This window comes from Monoglobus pectinilyticus, from assembly GCF_002874775.1.
GTDB classification, from domain to species: Bacteria; Bacillota; Clostridia; order Monoglobales; family Monoglobaceae; genus Monoglobus; species Monoglobus pectinilyticus.
On the sequence record NZ_CP020991.1, the window covers coordinates 2,452,771 to 2,472,949 of the forward strand.

At 38.9% G+C, this 20,179-nt stretch carries 10 protein-coding genes and 1 pseudogene; 10 read left to right on the top strand and 1 reads right to left on the bottom strand.

What is annotated here, in order from left to right; all coding sequences use genetic code 11:
* Positions 1-19 precede the first annotated feature (19 nt).
* The 6 genes and pseudogenes from B9O19_RS10330 to B9O19_RS12350 form a co-directional block, all read left to right on the top strand.
* Positions 20-625 (top strand): TIGR04100 family radical SAM protein, encoded by a 606-nt coding sequence (locus B9O19_RS10330; RefSeq protein ID WP_102366333.1) that lies wholly within the window; start codon positions 20-22, stop codon positions 623-625.
* 1,163 nt (positions 626-1,788) lie between these two features.
* A complete protein-coding gene (locus B9O19_RS10335; protein WP_102366334.1) occupies positions 1,789-5,964 on the top strand; it encodes a pectate lyase family protein in 4,176 nt (1,391 codons plus the stop codon).
* 106 nt (positions 5,965-6,070) lie between these two features.
* A complete protein-coding gene (locus B9O19_RS10340; protein WP_102366335.1) occupies positions 6,071-6,253 on the top strand; it encodes a hypothetical protein in 183 nt (60 codons plus the stop codon).
* Between the two features lie 562 nt (positions 6,254-6,815).
* Positions 6,816-10,568, top strand: a complete 3,753-nt coding sequence (locus B9O19_RS10345) for a diguanylate cyclase (protein WP_102366336.1) — start codon at positions 6,816-6,818, stop codon at positions 10,566-10,568.
* A 53-nt stretch (positions 10,569-10,621) separates the two neighbouring features.
* Positions 10,622-13,039, top strand: coding sequence for a response regulator (locus B9O19_RS10350; protein WP_102366337.1), 2,418 nt, complete (start codon positions 10,622-10,624; stop codon positions 13,037-13,039).
* Between the two features lie 574 nt (positions 13,040-13,613).
* Positions 13,614-13,861, top strand: a pseudogene (locus B9O19_RS12350) (IS3 family transposase); the annotation flags it as partial.
* 689 nt (positions 13,862-14,550) lie between these two features.
* Here B9O19_RS12350 and B9O19_RS10360 read toward each other — a convergent pair.
* Entirely contained in the window at positions 14,551-15,102 is a 552-nt protein-coding gene (locus B9O19_RS10360; RefSeq protein WP_102366339.1) for a nitroreductase family protein, read from the bottom strand.
* Positions 15,103-15,340: 238 nt separating this feature from the next.
* On the opposite strand from B9O19_RS10360, the gene B9O19_RS10365 reads away from it, so the two are divergent.
* From B9O19_RS10365 to alr, 4 genes are read left to right on the top strand one after another with little or no spacing between them, the layout of a single operon-like run.
* Positions 15,341-16,990, top strand: coding sequence for an RCC1 domain-containing protein (locus B9O19_RS10365; protein ID WP_102366340.1), 1,650 nt, complete (start codon positions 15,341-15,343; stop codon positions 16,988-16,990).
* A 60-nt stretch (positions 16,991-17,050) separates the two neighbouring features.
* Entirely contained in the window at positions 17,051-17,572 is a 522-nt protein-coding gene (locus tag B9O19_RS10370; protein ID WP_102366341.1) for a DUF6106 family protein, read from the top strand.
* 30 nt (positions 17,573-17,602) lie between these two features.
* Positions 17,603-18,856, top strand: coding sequence for an NAD(P)H-hydrate dehydratase (locus B9O19_RS10375; protein ID WP_102366342.1), 1,254 nt, complete (start codon positions 17,603-17,605; stop codon positions 18,854-18,856).
* A 30-nt stretch (positions 18,857-18,886) separates the two neighbouring features.
* Entirely contained in the window at positions 18,887-20,092 is a 1,206-nt protein-coding gene (alr, locus tag B9O19_RS10380) for an alanine racemase (RefSeq protein ID WP_102366343.1), read from the top strand.
* Positions 20,093-20,179: the final 87 nt, after the last annotated feature.

Below are 20,179 nucleotides of genomic sequence, written 5' to 3' on the forward strand. Positions count from 1 at the left end.
TTGAAAGGATGAGAGAATATTGACTATAACATATGAATATCATAATTCACTTTATGTAAACATAACAAACCGCTGTTCGAATGCATGCGTTTTCTGCGTCAGGACAAAACATGATAATGTTAACGGAAAGGATGACCTTTGGCTGGATAGGGAGCCGAGTATTGAGGAGATAAAAGCTGATTTTGAGAAAAGAGATTTATCAAAATATGATGAGATAGTATTCTGCGGATATGGAGAACCAACCGAAAGATTTGACGATTTAATTGAGATTGCAAGATGGATAAAGTCAAAAAAACCTGATTCTGTTATAAGAATAAACACAAACGGTCAGGCAAATCTTATTAACGGCAGGGATGTCACTCCGGAGCTTGATGGCGCTATAGATATTATAGGAATCAGTTTAAATGCTTCAAACGCTAAAGAATATCAGGATATATGCAAGAGCAGATATGGAGAAGAGTCTTTTGAGGCTTTGCAGGATTTTGCGAAAAGAGCGAAAGATTATGTTAAACTTGTTGTCTTTAGTGTGGTAGATAAAACTATACCGGAAAGTGATATTGAGATATGCAGAAAGATAGCTGAAGACTGCGGTGTAAAGTTTAGGCTTAGAGAGTATATTGAATAAAATAATATATCCCGCATCAGAGTTTATGTTTTAAGCTCTGATGTGGGATTTTTTATGTTTAAATTTAAGATAATTGTTTTTTTATTTGTATATTGGAATTGGATATTAAGCAGCTAATATTAAGATGTAAAGTTTAAGACGGAGAGTATAGTAAATAAAATGTTAAAAGGCAGTAAAATGTAAAGGTGTTTTTTAGTGAACAACGGCATGTGTGACTATGACCCCACCTGTATGGTGGGGTCACAGACCTTGGAGGTTGTAAAGAAATGAGTATGTATAACACACACTTTTTAAGAAAAGTGTGGTCACAGCCCTGCCGAAGCTTGCGAAACCATGTTTTTATATAATTTATTATAGAATAATTATATATTTATTATCTAATGCGGTGTATATGGTGAACTTCGGTAGGGCGTGCAATCACGCCGCGTTAGGTGAGCCATCATCTCACGCGAAGCGTGAATTACTTATGACATAATCTTTTCCGCGCCTAGTAGCCGTTAACATTTAAATGTTACATTTAATAACAGATGTTTAGATTTAAATACTGTTATATGGTTCCTGCTCATTTTAAATTGATTTATTATTCTATGTTAAACGTTAAAATCGGATTTTACAGGATTTCTGCTGAATCAAATAATTTTAATCCGTATGGAGCCGAATTGAATTCTGATTTTTAAATTTATTTAGTGATATTTTTCGTCTGTAAATTTTATAAAAAATTATAATATTATAGATTTTGCGGGTATATTTTATTCTTTTTTCTAATACACTATCTAGTTATAATAGATTTTAAATTATCAGTATATATTGTAGTTTTTTTAACATTTGGTATTCTAAAGCACTTTCGCTGGTATTTATAGAAATGGCAAAAAAATAAAGAAATGCCAAAAAACTAAACAACTATAATGGTGAAGCGATATGCTTTGTGCATATTTTTGTGCTTGAATATTCCGAAAAACTGATGTTTTTAATAATATGGATGTGATAAAATGAAAAAAACATCGTCAAATTGCACAATTAAAATAGGAGGCTAAAATTCTTGTTTTACTTTACTGGTTATTTTGCGGTATGTTAAAAAACACTTGAATTTAAAAAAATTATGTATTAGTATAAATACACCAAATATATTTGAAAAGATATAAAAATTTAAGGAGGAATTTCTAATGGGTAGTTTTACAAGAAAAACTATTGCTATGGTATTGAGTTTGGCAATGATGATAACATTGTTTGCCGGACTTGGTTTCATGGAAGTTAACGCGGTAGGCGGCACGGTCGTTCCGGTTGGCACTACCGTGTATGATTTTACAAAATTGACCACTAAGACGCTTGCAGAAGGAACAGAGGGATTTGAAGGATTTTCTGGCACGGTGTCGGCCGCAGCCTCGGACAGCAAATCATATGTTCAGATTACAAAGACATCAACCGACGCTTTGACATTCGTCGTTGACAGCGTATGGAGCGCAACATTCTCAAGTTTACACAGCAATAATGCAAAAGGCTTTATGATAACAGCTCCGGACGGAAAGATGTATGGAAGAAAATCTGCTGAGGACGGTTTAACATTGTCTAATATGCCTGCCGGTACATATAAAATAACGGCTGTAACAGTGCCTACTAAGATGGATGATGGAACTGGTACCATAGTGGATGTAAGCGCTAATCATGCTTATCTTTCAACAGCGGTATTCACTGTTGAATCAAATGAACCTCCTGCTGATGTTACTGATTTAACAGCGTCAATAGGTGATAGTCAGGTTGATTTAGATTGGGAAGCTTCAAGTCTTGCTTCAGTATATTATATATTTGTTGATGGTTCAAGTGTTCCTATAGAAACAACATCAACTAATTATACTATTGGCGAACTGACAAACGATGTTGAACACACATTTGTGGTTAAAGCTGTAAACTCGGCAGGTTCAAGCGCCGGCGTCACAGTGACAGCCACTCCTAAAGAGCCTACTGAACCTCCTGGAACGTTCACTCTTACGGCGACCGCCGGAAATCAGAGAGTAAACCTTAGCTGGACAGCGGCTCAGTATGCGGTTTCATATGATGTGTACCGCGACGGAACAGCTATAGCTACAGGGCTTACTGATAAAACGTATCAGGATACAAGGCTTACAAACGGAACAGCATATAAATATGTTGTGAAAGCTTCAAATAAAAACGGTTCTACAGATTCGAATGAGTTACAGGTTTCACCTGTTGAGCCGCTGCCGTCGGATATTAAAATTATTGAGCAGGCAGGATGGCTTGAATCAGCTGTTGTTAAATGGACAAATACGGCAGAAGTAGACAAATATAATGTATATACCAAAAAAGCTGGGGATACAGATTATATTAAGGTAGACGACGAATTAGTCCGTTACTATGGTTCATATTATAGGGTAGACGCAGTAGGATTGGAAGCAGGTCAATATACCGTTAAAATAGCGTCTGTAATGGATGGATCTGAGACCGGGGCTGTTGAGACGGAAGTGATTAATGTTTTGGCTCACAACAGAGACGGTTATGCTCATGACCCGGCTTCACCGAACAAGACAGCTTCAGGCGGTTATAAAGATAACGGAACTCCCGGAGATGACGCAATAATACTTTATATGGATAAGGATACAATAAACACAGTTGAGTTAGATGTTGTTACCAATAGCAAAGGCGGCACTACTCATGAAGTAGGATTAGCCAATATTATGGCAGGCCGTGAAAAAGGTTATGATAAAACACCTCTTATTATCAGATTTATTGGTATGATAAACTCTACAGATGTAAGCGGACTTAACGGTGATAGATATATTCAGGTTAAGGGATGTTATAATGTGACTGTTGAAGGTATTGGAGACGATACTATGCTTAATGGCTGGAGTTTCCTAATAAGGATGGCAAATAACATTGAGGTAAGAAATTTTGGAGTAAAGGGATTCAATGATGATGGTATCTCACTTGATACTGCTAATACTAATATTTGGGTACATAACAATGATATTTTCTATGGACAGAACAAAGGCGGAGACCAGGAAAAGGGAGATGGTTCTGTTGATGTTAAAGGCAAATCAACATATGTAACAGTGTCTTATAACCATTTCTTTGATTCAGGAAAGTGTTCACTTTGCGGTATGCATCAGGATTCAAACACAGGAGAATTCTTTGTTACTTATCATCATAACTGGTTTGACCACTCGGATTCACGTCATCCCAGAATAAGAGTTGGAACAATACATATATACAATAACTATTTTGATGGAAACGCAAAGTATGGAGTTGGTATTACAACCGGCGGTTCAGCATTTGTTGAAAATAATTATTTCAGAAACTGCTATCATCCTGTTCTCTCTTCAAGACAGGGAACAGACGCTCTTGGAAAAGGAACGTTTTCAGGAGAAGACGGCGGTATGGTAAAAATGTTTAATAATACTATAACCGGTGACCGTACAGTTCCGGTAGTTGATGCGAGAACCCCGATTGAGACAGGTTTTGACGCATATATAGCATATAGCCGTGATGAAAAGGTTCCTGAGCAATATGTTACAGTAGCCGGCGGAACAAAGTATAACAATTTTGACACTGCTGCAGCAATGTATACATATACACCTGACGACCCTGAAAATGTTCCGGGCAATGTAACAGCTTTTGCCGGCAGAACACAGGGCGGAGACTTTATTTATACTTTCGATGATTCTGTAGCTGATGAAAGCTATGCAATTGATACTGTATTGGAAGCAAAACTGAAAGAATACACAACATCAATGGCTTGGAACTATATTGTCAGCGGAAAGACATATCCGGCAACAACTGACGGTCCTATACCGACCTCAAAACCAACTATCAAGCCTATAGAAACACCGAAACCGACAAACACACCGGGACCAACTCTTGACCCGACGCAGCCAACACCGACTGCCACAGCATTGCCAACAGCGCCTCCAACAGCAGCGCCTAAGACAACATATTGGAAGCCGGCAGCGAATATTACAGCAGGTGAGACTATAGGTATACCTGGATTAAGCCCGGTAGACAATATGACATATACTGAGAAGAAGCAGACAATCGGCGGAGTAGCATTTACAGGTAAGTGTGTTGGACTGACAGCAGCTTCACCGGACGGAAAGACAGGAGCTTCACTGAAATTCACACCGGAGAGCGACGGAACGTTTATAGTTTATTATAAGGTAAATGCAGGAAAGACTTTCTATATTATGGATGAAAGCGGAAACACGGTAGCTTCTTATACAAATGCTTCAGCGTCGAGTGAATATAAGAGCACATCAGGAGCTGTTGAAGCAGGTAAAACATATTATGGATTTGTAGACGGTTCAAAGGCTGAATTCTTTGGAGCAGGCTTTGCAACCAGTGCACCGGCGCCGACAGACGGTCCGAATCCTACGGCAAAACCGACAAACAGACCTGTGCCGACAGTTGACCCGGCGTCGTTTGACTATCAGATAATTTCAACTGAGTATACAAACGATGGTTTGAGCGTTAATGTTCAGTATAACGGCAGCGGCAGCGGAGAGGCTTCTATGATGGTTGTTTCTTACAGCACAGACCGTATTATGACAAATGTAAAGACAATAAACATATCAGGAACCGGTACGTATACTATAAACGGATTTACTGAGCCTGCAAATGAAACGGTTAAAGTTTTGATATGGAATAATTATAATTCTATTGCACCGCTCAGTGTGGCAAAGACTATTGAAAAGAGTTCATCTTCACCATTGCCGTCTTTGGATCCAACGGATAAACCTGACCCTACAACTGAACCGTCGGTAAATCCTGACCCTACAGCTAAACCAACAGTCGACCCTGACGCTACAAGCGCTCCTACCGCGGCTCCGACTTCTTCACCTTATCCTATGGAGACACAGGAAGGCTCGCATACTTGGACATTTGGAGTTGTACCAATGGAAGCTTTAGGCGTAAAAGGAAATGACGGAAAGCATGATACATTGACAATGTCTGAAGGTTTGGTTATATATGATAATTTATATATTAATCCAAGCAAAAAGGCAATTGTAGTAGATTACAGTTCAAAAACTATCGGCACTGATAAGTTTACTGAGAGACTGAAACTTGCCGGAGCGGGTTCTGTCAGCGACCAGCATTTGGCGTTCACACCCGGCGCGGCAGGAAAGCTTTCAATTTCTTTTGCTCATGCGTCATCTCAGGGTGAGCCGAGATTTATGGCGGTAAATCAAAACGGTACAGAAATACTGCAGGAAGCTGCGGTCGGCGCAACTCAGACAATGACGGTGGATATTGCCGCGGGTGCTCCTGTATACATCTATTCCAAAGAAAGCGGATTAAATGTGTATAAAGTAGAGTATATGGCAAACAATTAACGCTTTTATTTAATAAAAATTATTAGATTTCTTCCCAATAATTTCTAATTTTATTAAAACCCATAAGATATTAATCTTATGGGTTTTATGATTTCCACCTTAAGGTGTGGAAATAACTCTACGTTTTAACGGAGAAAAAACTTCAGTAAAAGAGAAAACGCCGGAAAAAGAAGAAGCTCCATTGAAAGAAAAGGCTCCAGCGAAAGAGGAGTTCCAGAAAAGAAGAGGCTTCAAAATAAGAAGTCTCGGCGAAAGAAAAAAACTCAAGTGGAATAATCTTTATGTTTAAATAGAAATAAAAGGCAGGAAAAAAGCGGATGTACGAAAGCGGCTATCTGAGATAGTAATGGTTTATATATTTCGACCGATTTTTGATGTTAAGAATATATTTTTCCTTTATGGGTGCTGAGTATGCTGCCGGTTTACACGTGGTATTGATTTCTATGTTGTAAATATGAAATTTTATATTTATATGTTTGTCTTTATATTTCACAAATTTTCAAAAAAATTTATAAGTGTTAGGTTTTAAAATTACTTTATAATACAAAATAAGAGATATTTATACTAAAAACAATTTATGAAATAATGAGTGAAAATATTTTATTTATTTTCATATATTTTATTGTATATTCGGAGGTCTAATTTCTTGACAAAAATGATGCTGCGTGATATACTTCTTTAATCTAAAAATTAAAATAAGGGTATTTATACACTAAACGGAAATACGGCAGAAATATGTATTTTATACCTGAAACTCGGTAAGCTGTTTATTTATATTGAAAAAATGAATTGAATTTTCCCGTATGATGCACAATTGTGTTATTTTGGGCAGGTTCTATGGAGGAAAAATAATGAATCGAGATACTATTTTGATAGTTGATGATATGGAAATCAACCGAGCAATTCTCCGCAATCTTTTTGAGCAGGAATATAATCTGCTTGAAGCCGAAAACGGAGAGCAGGCTCTTATGATGATTCGCCAGTATAAGGACTCGCTTGCTGCTATTCTTTTAGATTTAGTGATGCCCGTTAAAGACGGATATCAGGTAATGTCAGAAATGACTCAAAACGGATTGATGACAAAAATTCCTGTTATAGTTATTACATCGGTTGACTCGATGGAAAACGAAGTGCGAGCTTTTGACCTTGGAGCGGCGGATATTATAATCAAACCGTTTGAGTCTCATGTTGTCAGACGGAGGGTTCAGAATGCTGTAGAGCTTAACCGGCATAAAATGCATCTTGAGGAAATGGTAGAAGAACAGGCGGCAAAGCTTAGGGAATCCAGGGACGTAATAATGGATACTCTCTCATCTATCATAGAACACCGCAGTGTTGAGACAGGACAGCATGTTTTGCGTATACGTATGTTTACTAAGGTGTTGCTGGAAGAGGTTATGAAATGCTGTCCTGAATATGAGCTTAATGAGCATTCCATACGTGTTATCTCTGAGGCGGCAGCTCTTCATGATATAGGTAAAATATCAATACCTGATACTATTTTAAATAAGCCCGGCAGGCTGACAAAAGAAGAATTTGATATAATGAAGACCCACACAGTTAAGGGGTGTGAAATACTTTCGGGTCTTGACCGTGTAGGTGATGATGAATATTTGAGGTATGCTTATAATATATGCCGATATCATCATGAGCGCTGGGACGGCAGAGGTTATCCTGACGGCTTGAAGGGAGACAATACTCCGATTTGTGCTCAGGTGGTCGGCATAGCGGACGCTTTTGACGCTTTGACTACCGACAGGGTGTATAAGAGAGCTATAGAACCTGAAAAAGCGATGACTATGATTTTAAATGGTGAGTGCGGTGTGTTTTCACCAAAGACGTTAGAGTGCTTGAAGAATGTTAAGGCAAGTTTTTTTGAGCTTGCCCGGGAATATGCTGACGGTCATTCGCCGAAGCTTGATTTTGCCAAGTCTTTGTCTGTACCGTCTCCGCTGCATTCCGGCATTGATAATATGTATGCTCAGGATCAAATAAAATATTTCGCAATGCTTCGTTATGTTGATTCGACAGTTTTTGAAATAGATTTAGACAGCGGAATTTATCATTTGGTTTATCAGCAGAACGATGATTTTCAGGCGCTTAAAACTGGAAACAGTTTTGAGGAAGCCGTTATTAATTTTGTTGAGAGTTCAGTTCATCCCAATGACCGTGAGTTAGTTTTGGATATACTAAAAAATCAAATTGATAATTTTTTCAGCCATGGTTTAATAAAATCTTCAACACGATACAGAGTGTTTCACAGAGCCTCAGGAAAATATGTGTGGTATGAAGCTGCGGCTGTTCGCGTGAATATAGAAAACCCAAAAAGTCATAAAGCGCTCATAGTTTGGCGCTTGATTGATGAACCTTCTAATATTGAGAATATGAAACCCGAGAAGTCCGGCGCTTCGGTTTCAAAAAATTTGCCTGCCGGTATACTTCAGTGTATGAATGACCAATATTTTACTGTGACATATATAAATGAAGGCTTTATTTCTTTGTTTGGTTACAGTAAAGAAGAAATTAAAGAGAAATTTCAGAACCGGTATATTGATTTGGTTCTCCCGGAAGATCATATAGCGGTAAGGCATTGGTTTAACGAGCAGCTTTCGTTAGGAAGCACGCAGGAACTGGAATATAGGGTGAAAACTAAAGACGGCAGAACAGTTTGGATTTTAGATAAAAGCAAAAGGGTAGTGGGAGAAGACGGAAACGAATATCTTAACTGTGTTTTAACGGATATAACACAAATTAAGCAATCTCAGGAAGAACTCAGGCTAACCATGGAGCGTTACCGTATAATACAAGACCAGACCAATGATATTATTTTTGAGGGTGATATAGAAAGCGGAGAAGTTAAGTTTTCAAATAATTGGAAGAACAAATTTGGCTATGAACCAATATCAGGAAATATTTTCACTCAAATAAAAAAGCTGTCTCATATATTCCCGGATGATATTCCTGCATTGCAGAAGATAATGCAAAAAGTGATAAAAGGCGTTCCGTATGCAGAAGCAGAGCTGCGTATAGCCGGAGCCGAGGGAAAATATATATGGTGCCGCATACGTATGACCACTCAGTTTGATGATTCCGGAAAGGCAGTCAAAGCGGTGGGGGTTATACTGGATATAGATTCTGAAAAACGCCGTATACAGGAGCTGTCGGACAGGGCTCAAAAAGACGCTCTTACTAAACTCTATAATAAAGAGACTGCGGTTCAAATAATTCAGAACAGACTTGAACGTAATAATGAGAATAAAAGTTATGCTATGCTTATTATTGATATTGATAACTTTAAGCAAATAAACGATTATTATGGACATATGTTCGGCGACGCTATTTTGGCCGAAAGTGCTTTCAGGCTTACGGAGACGTTTAATAACGGGGATATCATTGCAAGATTTGGGGGCGATGAATTCCTGGTATTTATTGAATGTTCCGGCGGTTTGGCAGTGATAGAGGAAGTAGCGCAGAGAGTTGTTGAAACTTTTAGAAATATATATTTAAGCGAGTTTCAGAAATTCGGTTTGACTACCAGTATTGGAATTTCTATATATCCCAATGATGGAACAGACTTTCAGGGATTATTTAAGCGTTGTGATTTGGCTCTGTATCATGCGAAAAATAACGGCAAAAACCAGTTTGCAGTGTATGACGACAGTTCTATGATGAAAAGTTTTGGGGTATACCAGAAACAAGTTTCAGCAGCCGGGACTCAGATTGATTCTGATGATTCGGATAATTATAATATAGACAGCATTGTTCCTCTTGCTTTCCAAAAGCTTTATGAGTCTGATGATATAAATGAAGCGATTAATTCTATACTGGAATTAGTTGGACGGCGGTATAATGTGAGCCGGGTATATATTTTTGAGGACTCGGAAGACGGAAATTATGTTTCAAATACATTTGAGTGGTGCAACGACGGTATTGAGCCTGAGATTGATAATCTTCAGCATATAAGCTATGAGAGAATGGGTAAGAATTATCGTGATAATTTTGATGAGAACGGAATATTCTATTGTCAGGATATATCAGACCTGTCAAAGGAGCTTTATAATATTTTGCTTCCGCAGGGAATAAGGTCAGTGCTTCAATGCGCCGTGAGAGACGGTGAAAAGTTTGTTGGTTTTGTCGGCTTTGACGACTGTGTTATACTCCGTATGTGGACCAAAAATCAAATAGACGCATTGATATTTATCTCGGAACTGTTATCAACTTTTCTTCTGAAAAAACGTGCTCAGGACCGAGTTATTAGCGCAGCCCGGGATTTGAGAATGATACTTGACAGTCAAAACTCATGGATATATGTTCTTGACCCGCACAGCTATGAACTTAAATATATTAATGCAAAGATACAGCAAATAGCGCCTGAAGCAAAATTGGGCATGAAATGTTACAGAGCGTTTTATAATAGGGATATTCCATGTGAGATGTGCCCTATGAACGGAATAAAAGAGGATAAAAATAAAACTATTGAGATTTACAACCCTGCGTCAAATATTTGGTCTATGGCGGACGCCTCCCGTATACGATGGGGTAATCAAGACGCTTGCCTTATAGCTTGTCATAATATTACGGATTTAAAAACGGATAAAAATTAGATACTAATGATGTTTCGGACGAGTGATATGTGTAACTAAAGGAGGCAAAGCGTATGGAAAAAAACGAGTTAAACAAGAATGATATCTTAATGAACGGTGCGGTTGATACGGATTATAATCTTCTTATGAGCGCTATGCAGGTCAGTGTTAGCAAGCATTTGCTTGATGATGATTTTACTATGATATGGGGAAATGATTTTTATTATGACCTAATAGGTTATCCCAAAGAAGAATATGAAGCAAAGTTTCATAATTGCCCTAAATTATATTACAAATATCATCACTATGAGGATGAACTTCAAAAGATTAAAGATTTGGTTGTGGAGACAATTGAAAAAGGACTATCTCAGTACAGCACAATAACCAGAATGCCGGTTAAGGGCGGCGGACACATTTGGGTAAGGATGAACTGGATATATACTGATACTTATGTAAACGGTTATCCCATATCATATACTGTTATAACAAATGTAAACGACCTTGTTGAAATGAAAAAAGCGCAGTCTATTACATACAATAATATTCCCGGTTTTGTGGCAAAATTTCTTGTGAAAGATAATTTTGATCTGAAGCTTCTGGAGGCAAATGACCGTTTTTATGGTTTTTTTGGCGAAGTCGGAACCGATGTTGATTCAGATAGATTGCTTCAGATGAATATGGATACCAATAACGATGTTATCAATTCTCAGAATGAAAATATAAAAAAGGGAAAACATATACATTTTCTGGCCAAGCTTCAGAGCTATGACGGTCAAACTGCATGGATGCAGATAAACGGCGACTGTGTTGATTGGATAGATGGCTATCCTGTATATCTTTTGCTTTATATTGACGTTACCGATTTAACAGATTTGAGAGAAATGCAGAAAAAGCTGGAGATTCAGGCACAGCAGCTTAAAGATGCTCTGAGGACGGCGGAGAGAGCCAACAGTGCAAAGTCTGATTTTCTTTCAAGAATGTCGCATGAAATACGTACTCCGATGAATGCAATTATTGGCATGACAACTATTGCTGCGGTAAACATTGGAAACGATGACCGAATACAGGATTGTTTGGCAAAAATAAGTTATTCGTCTAAGCATCTTCTGTCTCTTATTAATGATATTTTGGATATGTCAAAGATAGAAGGCGGAAATCTTACTGTCAGCCATGAAAAATTTAGTCTGAGACAGCTTTTGGAGTCGGTAACTGCGATAATTCATCCGCAGGCATCTGACAGAGGATTGGAATTTACGGAATCTCTCAGAGGGGTTTTGGACGAAGAGCTTATTGGAGACTCCATGCGTATGAATCAGATTTTGCTGAATTTGTTGTCAAATGCGCTGAAATTTACTCCCGAAGGAGGAAAAGTGTGTCTTGATGTTGCACAGCAGCCTCATAAAAAAGGGCTGATAAAGATGAAATTTACTGTCAGCGATACGGGAAGAGGAATGAGTGAGGAATTTTTAAAGAAGATATATCTTCCGTTTGAGCAGGAGAACCTGGATGGCGTTCCGAGGTTAGGAAGCACAGGGCTTGGAATGGCTATAACAAAAAATCTTGTTACGTTACTCGGAGGAACAATTTCTGTAAAAAGCCGTTTAGACGAGGGCTCTGTGTTCACTGTTGAACTTCCTTTTGAACTGGCAAATAAGCATAGTGCGTCCGTTAAGTATCCGTCTATGAACGCCATGAAAGTTCTTGTGTGTGACAATGATAAAGCAGCTTGCTTATACGCTTCAATGCTTTTAGAAAAATTCGGCATTTCTGCAAAATGGGTTCAAAGCGGAGCTGAAGCGGTAAACGAGGTTAAAAAATTACATGATATAAATGAGTATTATGATGTTTGTCTGATTGACTTGAAAATGCCAGGAATGGATGGGGTTGAAACTGCTGAAAAAATAAGGTCTGTTGTAGGTCATGATACTCTGATAATTATTATTACAGCATATGATTATGCAGGAATTGAAGCCAAAGCGCGTGAAGCAGGCGTCAATAGCTTTTTGTCAAAGCCGTTTTTTGCATCATCATTATATAATACGTTGCTTGAGGTTACGGGAAGCAAAAATGAGATGCCTAAAGTGGAAGCGAAAACAAATGCCTACGATTTTTCAGGACACAGGTTACTTTTGGCTGAGGATAATCCTCTGAACTTAGAAATAGCGGTTGAGATTTTAAAGATGACTGGAGCTGAGGTAGAATCTGCTGTTGACGGAAATCAAACCTTAGAATGTTTTCTGAAATCCGAGAAAGGATATTATGACGCGATTTTAATGGATATTCAGATGCCAATAATGGACGGATATGAATCGGCGAGGGCTATTAGATCAAGCAGTCATCCGCAGGCTGAAACTATACCGATAATAGCGATGACGGCAAATGCTTTTGATGAAGATGTAGCGGCGGCGCTGGAATCCGGCATGGACGCCCATATAGCAAAGCCGGTAGACGCCGATGTATTGTATAAAACGTTAAAAGGATTTATACAATAGATTTATGCAAAGTAAATTTTCTATTCGGAAATAACGGTAAATAAATTTTCTTTGACTAAATAATAAAAAAGCATACTAAATAATATTTAAAAAATACATGTTCACGTACTAGATTATTTTAATATGATATACTAATATCGGTGACATTTTATGTATTTATATTATTGCATTTAAGGCCAATCAAAACAAGCCTTTATGGCTCACACTCAGCCTACAGGCGAGGGCACATACATTTGGAAAGGCTACAAAAAACTGGACAAAAAAGTTAAGGTTATGTAAAATAGAAAGTATAGAAAGAGAAACTACGATGACCAAAGCTAGCGGCTCTTTTCACGAAAAAGATAACCGTTCTGCAGAATAGCAGAAAATAATAGAACTGCCAAACGTAATCGGCAATAAAGATGGAGAACGACATTTTAAAACAAGCAGCGCTGATTTTAGGACGAAAGTAAATGTGATAAAGGCAAATGCCCACAAATACTCTGTATCAGCAATGTGTAAAGTCCTAAACATTCCAAGAAGCACTTATTATTATAAAGTAAAACAAAAAACAGAAGAAAATGGTTTGACAACTGATAAAACGCTTGAGACATTCCACATCGACTGCTTATTGAGCAAGAAAGGCTGTCCCTATGACAATGCGGCAGCGGAAGCCACATTTAAAATCATAAAGGCCAAATTTGTAAAAGGTCAAAATATGAAACATTGGAACAATTGCAATATGAATTATCGAATTGTGTAAACTGGTGTAACAATCACAGGATTCACTCATCACTGGGCTATATGACCCCGAAAGAATACCGACTTACTAACCTTAAATAAGTTGTCTAAATTAGTGTTGACTATCCATAATCTTATTATCTATAGTTGTGTTTATTATAGAATTTTTTTACGTCAGCAACTATTATTATATTCATGAAGAAAATGGAATGTTAACATAAACAGACGGAAAAATTCAAGGTGTTTTTTGTAAACGGTTGGTAGGTGTGACTGTGACCCCGCCTGGAATGGGGTGTGATACAAAGTGACCTGTTTTGGTTAGCCTACAATGTAAATTTTGGCTACACTTTTGTTTAAAAGTGTATGTTATACAAACTATAAATGCCAATAATTAACTTAGTTGTCATATAATAAATTACTTAATTGTGATGTATAGCTTGCAGACACGCCGCGTTAGGTGAATTTCCACACGCGAAGCATGAATACTTAGAATGGTTTGTAATAAACATTTTTATAATATACTTTTCTGCAACTGCGCGCCTCACGCATCGTACTTCGTACGCACATCACAACTAAGTCTGATTATTTAGTTTTATCAATACAAGTCATTTTGTATCACACACACTTTAAAAAAGTGTGGTCACAGCTCAGCCGATGCTTACTGCACTATATTTTATTATATATGATATTAATAACTCTGTTCGATTTATTGTAACATTTTCTAATATTTTAATTAAACTAACGTAAAACAGCTTCCCGAATTGAAAGCTGTTTTAATCTCAAAACCTTAACTATATATTAACAATAATTTCGTCAAGAGAACGTTTCGGCACATTTATAACTCCGTTTTCGTCCTCAAAATATTTTATGCTGCCGTCTTCAATATCAATAATTTTGCTTTTTTGAGCGGGATAGCCTACGGCAAGCAAATATAATACCTGATAGTCAGTTTTGAGCATTTCTTTAATTTTGTCCCTGTCTATGGCCCCTAGCCAGCAGGTTGCCAGTCCCATTTCTTCAGCCGCCAGCATCATTGTTGTTATTGCCGCTCCGGCGTCGGTTTCAAAATTTTTCTTAATGCTTGTGTCACCGAGTATGGCTATATAGTGAAGCGGCCTTTCGTTCGGCGCCGGTTCCCATTCCGTCATATATGCCGCCCAGCGTGTCAGCGGATATATTTCATCCGGATTATCCATTACCGCGAATTTAAGCGGCTGGAGGTTCGCTCCATATGCCGCGTATCTGGTTAAATCGATAAGTTTTATTAAGTCGTCTTTACTGACCGGCTTTTGTTCAAACTTTCTGATTGTTCTTCTGTTTTTTATCGCTTCTGTTATATTCATGGTCTCTCATCCTTTACAGTTATTTTTGTATCATTATATCACATTATTTTTATTTACTCAATATTTCCAGGCTAATAATATAATGGAAACTGAGGATATATTTTGCACGCCTGTTTTTGATTTGTATAACAGAGTTAACAGTGTTGTAATACATTTTGCTGAAGTTTGTAGTATAATGTCTAAGTATAATTATGTTATTTTGTTTCAATATAAATAGATTGTTGATAAAGGTGATTATATGGCGGAAAAAACATATAAAGTGGTAAAACGTACAGAATATGAAAACCGCGGCAAAGCTCCGGTATATATTGATACAAGCGAGATACTGCGCGACAGCAAAAAGACCGTCATGAAGCTTAAACTATATAATAACTGCGGAAAAACGGTGAAGTCGGTATATTTTAATGCAGGTTGTTTTGATTCGGAGCTTAATCTTTGTGTACAGCTCAGAAATATTCCGTATATAAATGTTGACGCAAAACCCAACGCCGTGTTTGGTAATTCTCAAACGGTTGAGGTTCCGGATATAACCTGTTCTGTTTTTGTTGAGGTTTCAAAAATATTGTTTGACGATGGAAGCATTTGGATAAATTCAGAGCAAAAACTTGATAATGATATAGTAACCGAGGATGCTTTGGGCGAGGACTGGCTGAGGCTTAGACTGACCAAAGCTATCAAGGATACCAAAGAAAAAACGGAACTGAAAAAGCGAATGTCTGCCAACAAAAAACTTATAATTTGGGCTTCGGTCATTGTTGGATGCTGTATATTGGCGTTCGTTGGAATGGGAGTTCAGAAATATTTTTCGGCGCGTCAGCTTTGCTATAAAACAGCAATGAATTATTATATAAACCGTGATTTTCAGAACGCCGCGCCCTCTCTTGAAAAGCTGGAACAGGAGTTTGTCTATTTCGGCACAGAGAAACATGAGATTGACTATTCAACGGCAATGGCTTATATGAATATACATGAATATCAGAAAGCCTTAAAATATTTTCATAAAAGCGGAAAATATAAGCAAAGTGTTGTTAACGTCAGAAAAATATTGAATATGTATGGCAGATTGATTGGGGCCGGATACAACCACAGCGCAGTTGTTCAGAAAAACGGCGAGGTTTTGTCGTTCGGGGATAATAGCTACGGTCAATGCGAAACTAAGGATTGGTCCGGTATTATAGGAGTTTCGGTCAGCGGAAACCATACCGTTGGACTTACATATGACGGAAATCTTGTTGCAGTCGGTAACAACGAGTATGGTCAGTGCGATGTGTCGGGCTGGACTGATATTATTTCAGTTGCCACAGGCGAGGGACACACTGTGGCGCTTAAAGCTAACGGCAGAGTTATTGCCAGAGGTAACAATAAGTACGGCCAGTGTGATGTTCAGGAATGGACTGATATAGTTCAGATTGCAGTGTCAGGCAATCACACGATAGGTCTGAAAAACGACGGCACTGTGCTTGCTGTCGGCTGGAACAGCCATGGACAGTGTGACGTTGCAGGTCAAAGCGATGTTGCGTTTATAGCGACCGGAGAAAAAAATACTGTATTGGTAAAATATGACGGATCTGTTGTGGCTGTCGGTGATAACAGCTACCGCCAGTGTGATACCTCAGGAGTTAAAAATATAGTGTCGGCGGCAGTCGGCTCTCAGTATATTGTCTATGTAAACGCTGACGGAAAGACGAGTTCTAAGGGTGTTAACGATAAGAATCAGGGTTCTGTTTCGCTTTGGGCAAATGTTATGTCAGTATCTTGCGGAAACAGCCATACACTGGGACTTAACTATGACGGAACAATATATGCCGTTGGTGACGATGCTGACGGAAAGCTGAAACTGAGCGGTGTGAGCGGTATAGGCGCTGAGAACATACCTATTGCCGAATAGGCGGCTTGACATCAGAACATTCGTCTGATAAAATATGAAACACAAACAGGAGGCAATTTAATGGATATTTTTGTGGAACAATTAGTAAAGAAAAAACGTGACAGCAAGGATTATTTAATCATTTTGGCAGGTATCATCGGAGCTCTATTAGTTATATATGTTTTAGGGGCGCTGATGTTTTCTATACCGCTTATGGGATTTATAATTTTTATAGTTGCGTGCGGTCTAATTTATCTTTTATACATGCTGATAACATCAGTAAATTTAGAGTATGAGTATTGTTTTACCAACGGCTCGTTTGATGTGGACGCTATAGTCAATGTCAGAAAGAGAAAGCGTTTGACAGAGTTTAATGCCAGAGAGGTTGAGATAATGGCGAAGCGTTCTCATCCTGATTTTGAGAGATATATGAATAACCAGTCTTATCAGAAGGTATACGCCTGCGTTGATAAAAACAGCAGTGAATTGTATTTTGCAGTGTATAATGAAAACGGAAGCGGAAAGATGCTGTTATTTAACCCTAACGAGAAAATCCGTGATGGTTTTAAAAAGTTTAATCCGCAGAAGGTTGTACTGGACTAAAAATTATGCTTGTCAAAGGTGCGGAATAATATGATTGGAATAGATATTATAGAAATCTCACGGTTTCGTGAAATGAAAAATCTTGAAATGTTTATAAGGCGGGTGTTTACCCAAAACGAGGCGGACTATTTTGTCTCAAAAGGGTCTGCGGCTAAAGGTTTTTATGAATCTATAGCCGGCCACTTTGCGGCTAAGGAGGCTTTTTCAAAGGCTCTGGGAAGCGGCGTCAGGGGATTTTCGCTGTCAGATATTGAGGTATGCCACGACGAGCTTGGAAAGCCGTTTATTAAATTCGGAGGAATGAAGGTTAATGCTGCATTAAGCATCTCGCATTCAAATAAGACAGCGGTTGCTGTGGTATATATATCTGAGGATATCCCGGGAATGGGGATTCCGTTTTATACCGGACTGGAATATTATAAAAGCCTTATTCCGGTTCGTAATGAAGACTCTAACAAGGGCGACTGCGGCAAGTTGTTTATTATTGCAGGAAGCCGCGGTATGACAGGAGCCGCATATTTGTCCTGCATGGGAGCGCTTAGAAGCGGAAGCGGTTTGGTTACTTTGGGAGTTCCCGAATCACAGCAGCAGATTATGGCCGTTAAGCTCACTGAGGCAATGACGGTTCCTTTGCCGGAGGTTGAGGAGAGCGGCACAATAAGTCTCGACGCTCTGGGCGAAATCAAGCGAAGACTTAATAAAAGTGACGTTTGTGTTTTTGGTCCCGGGCTTTCGGATAATGATGATATTCCTAAACTTATAGATTCGCTTCTGAGCGGAAGCACAGACTTTGTTATTGACGCGGACGGTTTGAACTGTATTTCGCGAGATATGGATATTTTGCGAAAGCATAAAAACAGAAAATCGTGCCAGGTCGTGATAACGCCGCATCCTGGAGAAATGGCGCGGCTGTGCGGTTTGAGCATTGAGGCGGTTCAGAATGACAGAGTTGGAACCGCTCGTGATTTTGCTGAGGAGTTCGGCGTAACTGTAGTTCTGAAAGGAAAGGACACTGTTATTGCCAACAGTGACGGCGGTGTACATATTAACAACTCAGGCAATGCCGGAATGGCGACCGGGGGTACCGGAGATGTGCTGTCGGGAGTTATCGGCTCGTTAATGGGTCAAGGGCTTAACGGTTACGACGCGGCTGTTCTCGGCGTGTTTCTCCATGGAGCGGCCGGGGATTTGGCAAGACGTGACAAGGGCGAGCACGGGCTTATAGCAACTGATTTGGTTGAAATGTTACCGGAGGCTTTTAGGCTGGTGAACACGGCAGTTTAATTTGAAAGATGTTTTTTGAAGGAGAAAATTATGGTTACTGAAAAGCGCGCGTGGGCTGAGATAGACCTTGACGCAATTGAAAATAATATAAAAGAGATACGCAGACATGTCGGTGATAAGCCTAAAATTATGGGAGTTGTCAAAGCCGACGGATACGGACACGGCTATCTTGAGGTTGCAAAAACGCTTCTCGAAAATGGCGCTGATTCGCTGGGAGTGGCTTTTTTGGATGAAGCTATTCAGCTTCGGCTGTGCGGTATTGATACTCCGATTTTGATTTTGGGAAATACTCCGTCTAAATATGCCGAGGAGTTAATAGAAAACGATATAATGCCGAATTGTTATACCAAAGAGCTGGCAGTCGCGATGTCAAACGCCGGAGCCAAGCTGAATAAGGCCGGCAAAATACATATTAAAATTGACACCGGTATGGGGCGTGTTGGATTCAGATACACAGAGGATGAAAAAATAAATAAGCAGACGGTTGATGAAATTATAGAGATTTCAAAACTGCCGTATTTGGAAATAGACGGTTTGTTTACCCACTTTGCCATAGCAGATGACGATGACGACGAGTATACAATGCTGCAGTATAACCGGTTTAACACCTTGTGCAGCAGGATAAGGGAAGCCGGGGTAAAAGTTCCTTTGTGCCACTGCTGTAACAGCGCGGCGCTGATGAGGTTTCCGGAATTTCACATGGATATGGTCAGACCGGGTATAATACTTTATGGGCTTATGCCGAGTGATTTTGTATCAAAAGATATTTTAAACTTAAAACCGGCTATGTCGCTGAAGGCTCAGATAACCAATATTAAGACAGTTGAAAAGGGAACGTCTGTAAGCTACGGCAGAAAATTTAAAACAAAAAATAATGAAACAAAAATCGCTACGGTGCCTATTGGATATGCAGACGGTTACTCAAGAATCCTTTCAGATAAGACAGAAATGATAGTAAAAGGCAAAAAATGCAAGCAGGTCGGAAATATTTGTATGGACCAATGTATGATTGACGTCACAGATGTTAATAATATAAATATCGGTGATGAGGTCATATTGTTCGGAAAAAGCTCAGAGGGCGCAGAAATACCCATTGAGGATATAGCGAGCATTATGGGGACAATAAATTATGAAATCCTTTGTGTCATTGGTAAGAGAATTCCGAGGGTATATATGAGGGGCGGCAAGGTCGCAGACGTTCATAATTACCTTTTGGACAGTCCTTTCAAAGATTGACCTGTACATAAAACAACCGTTCATTACCGCAAGTTGTCCGGTTGCAGCACAGAACAAAAACAGGTCTCTCAGCATAAAATATTACCA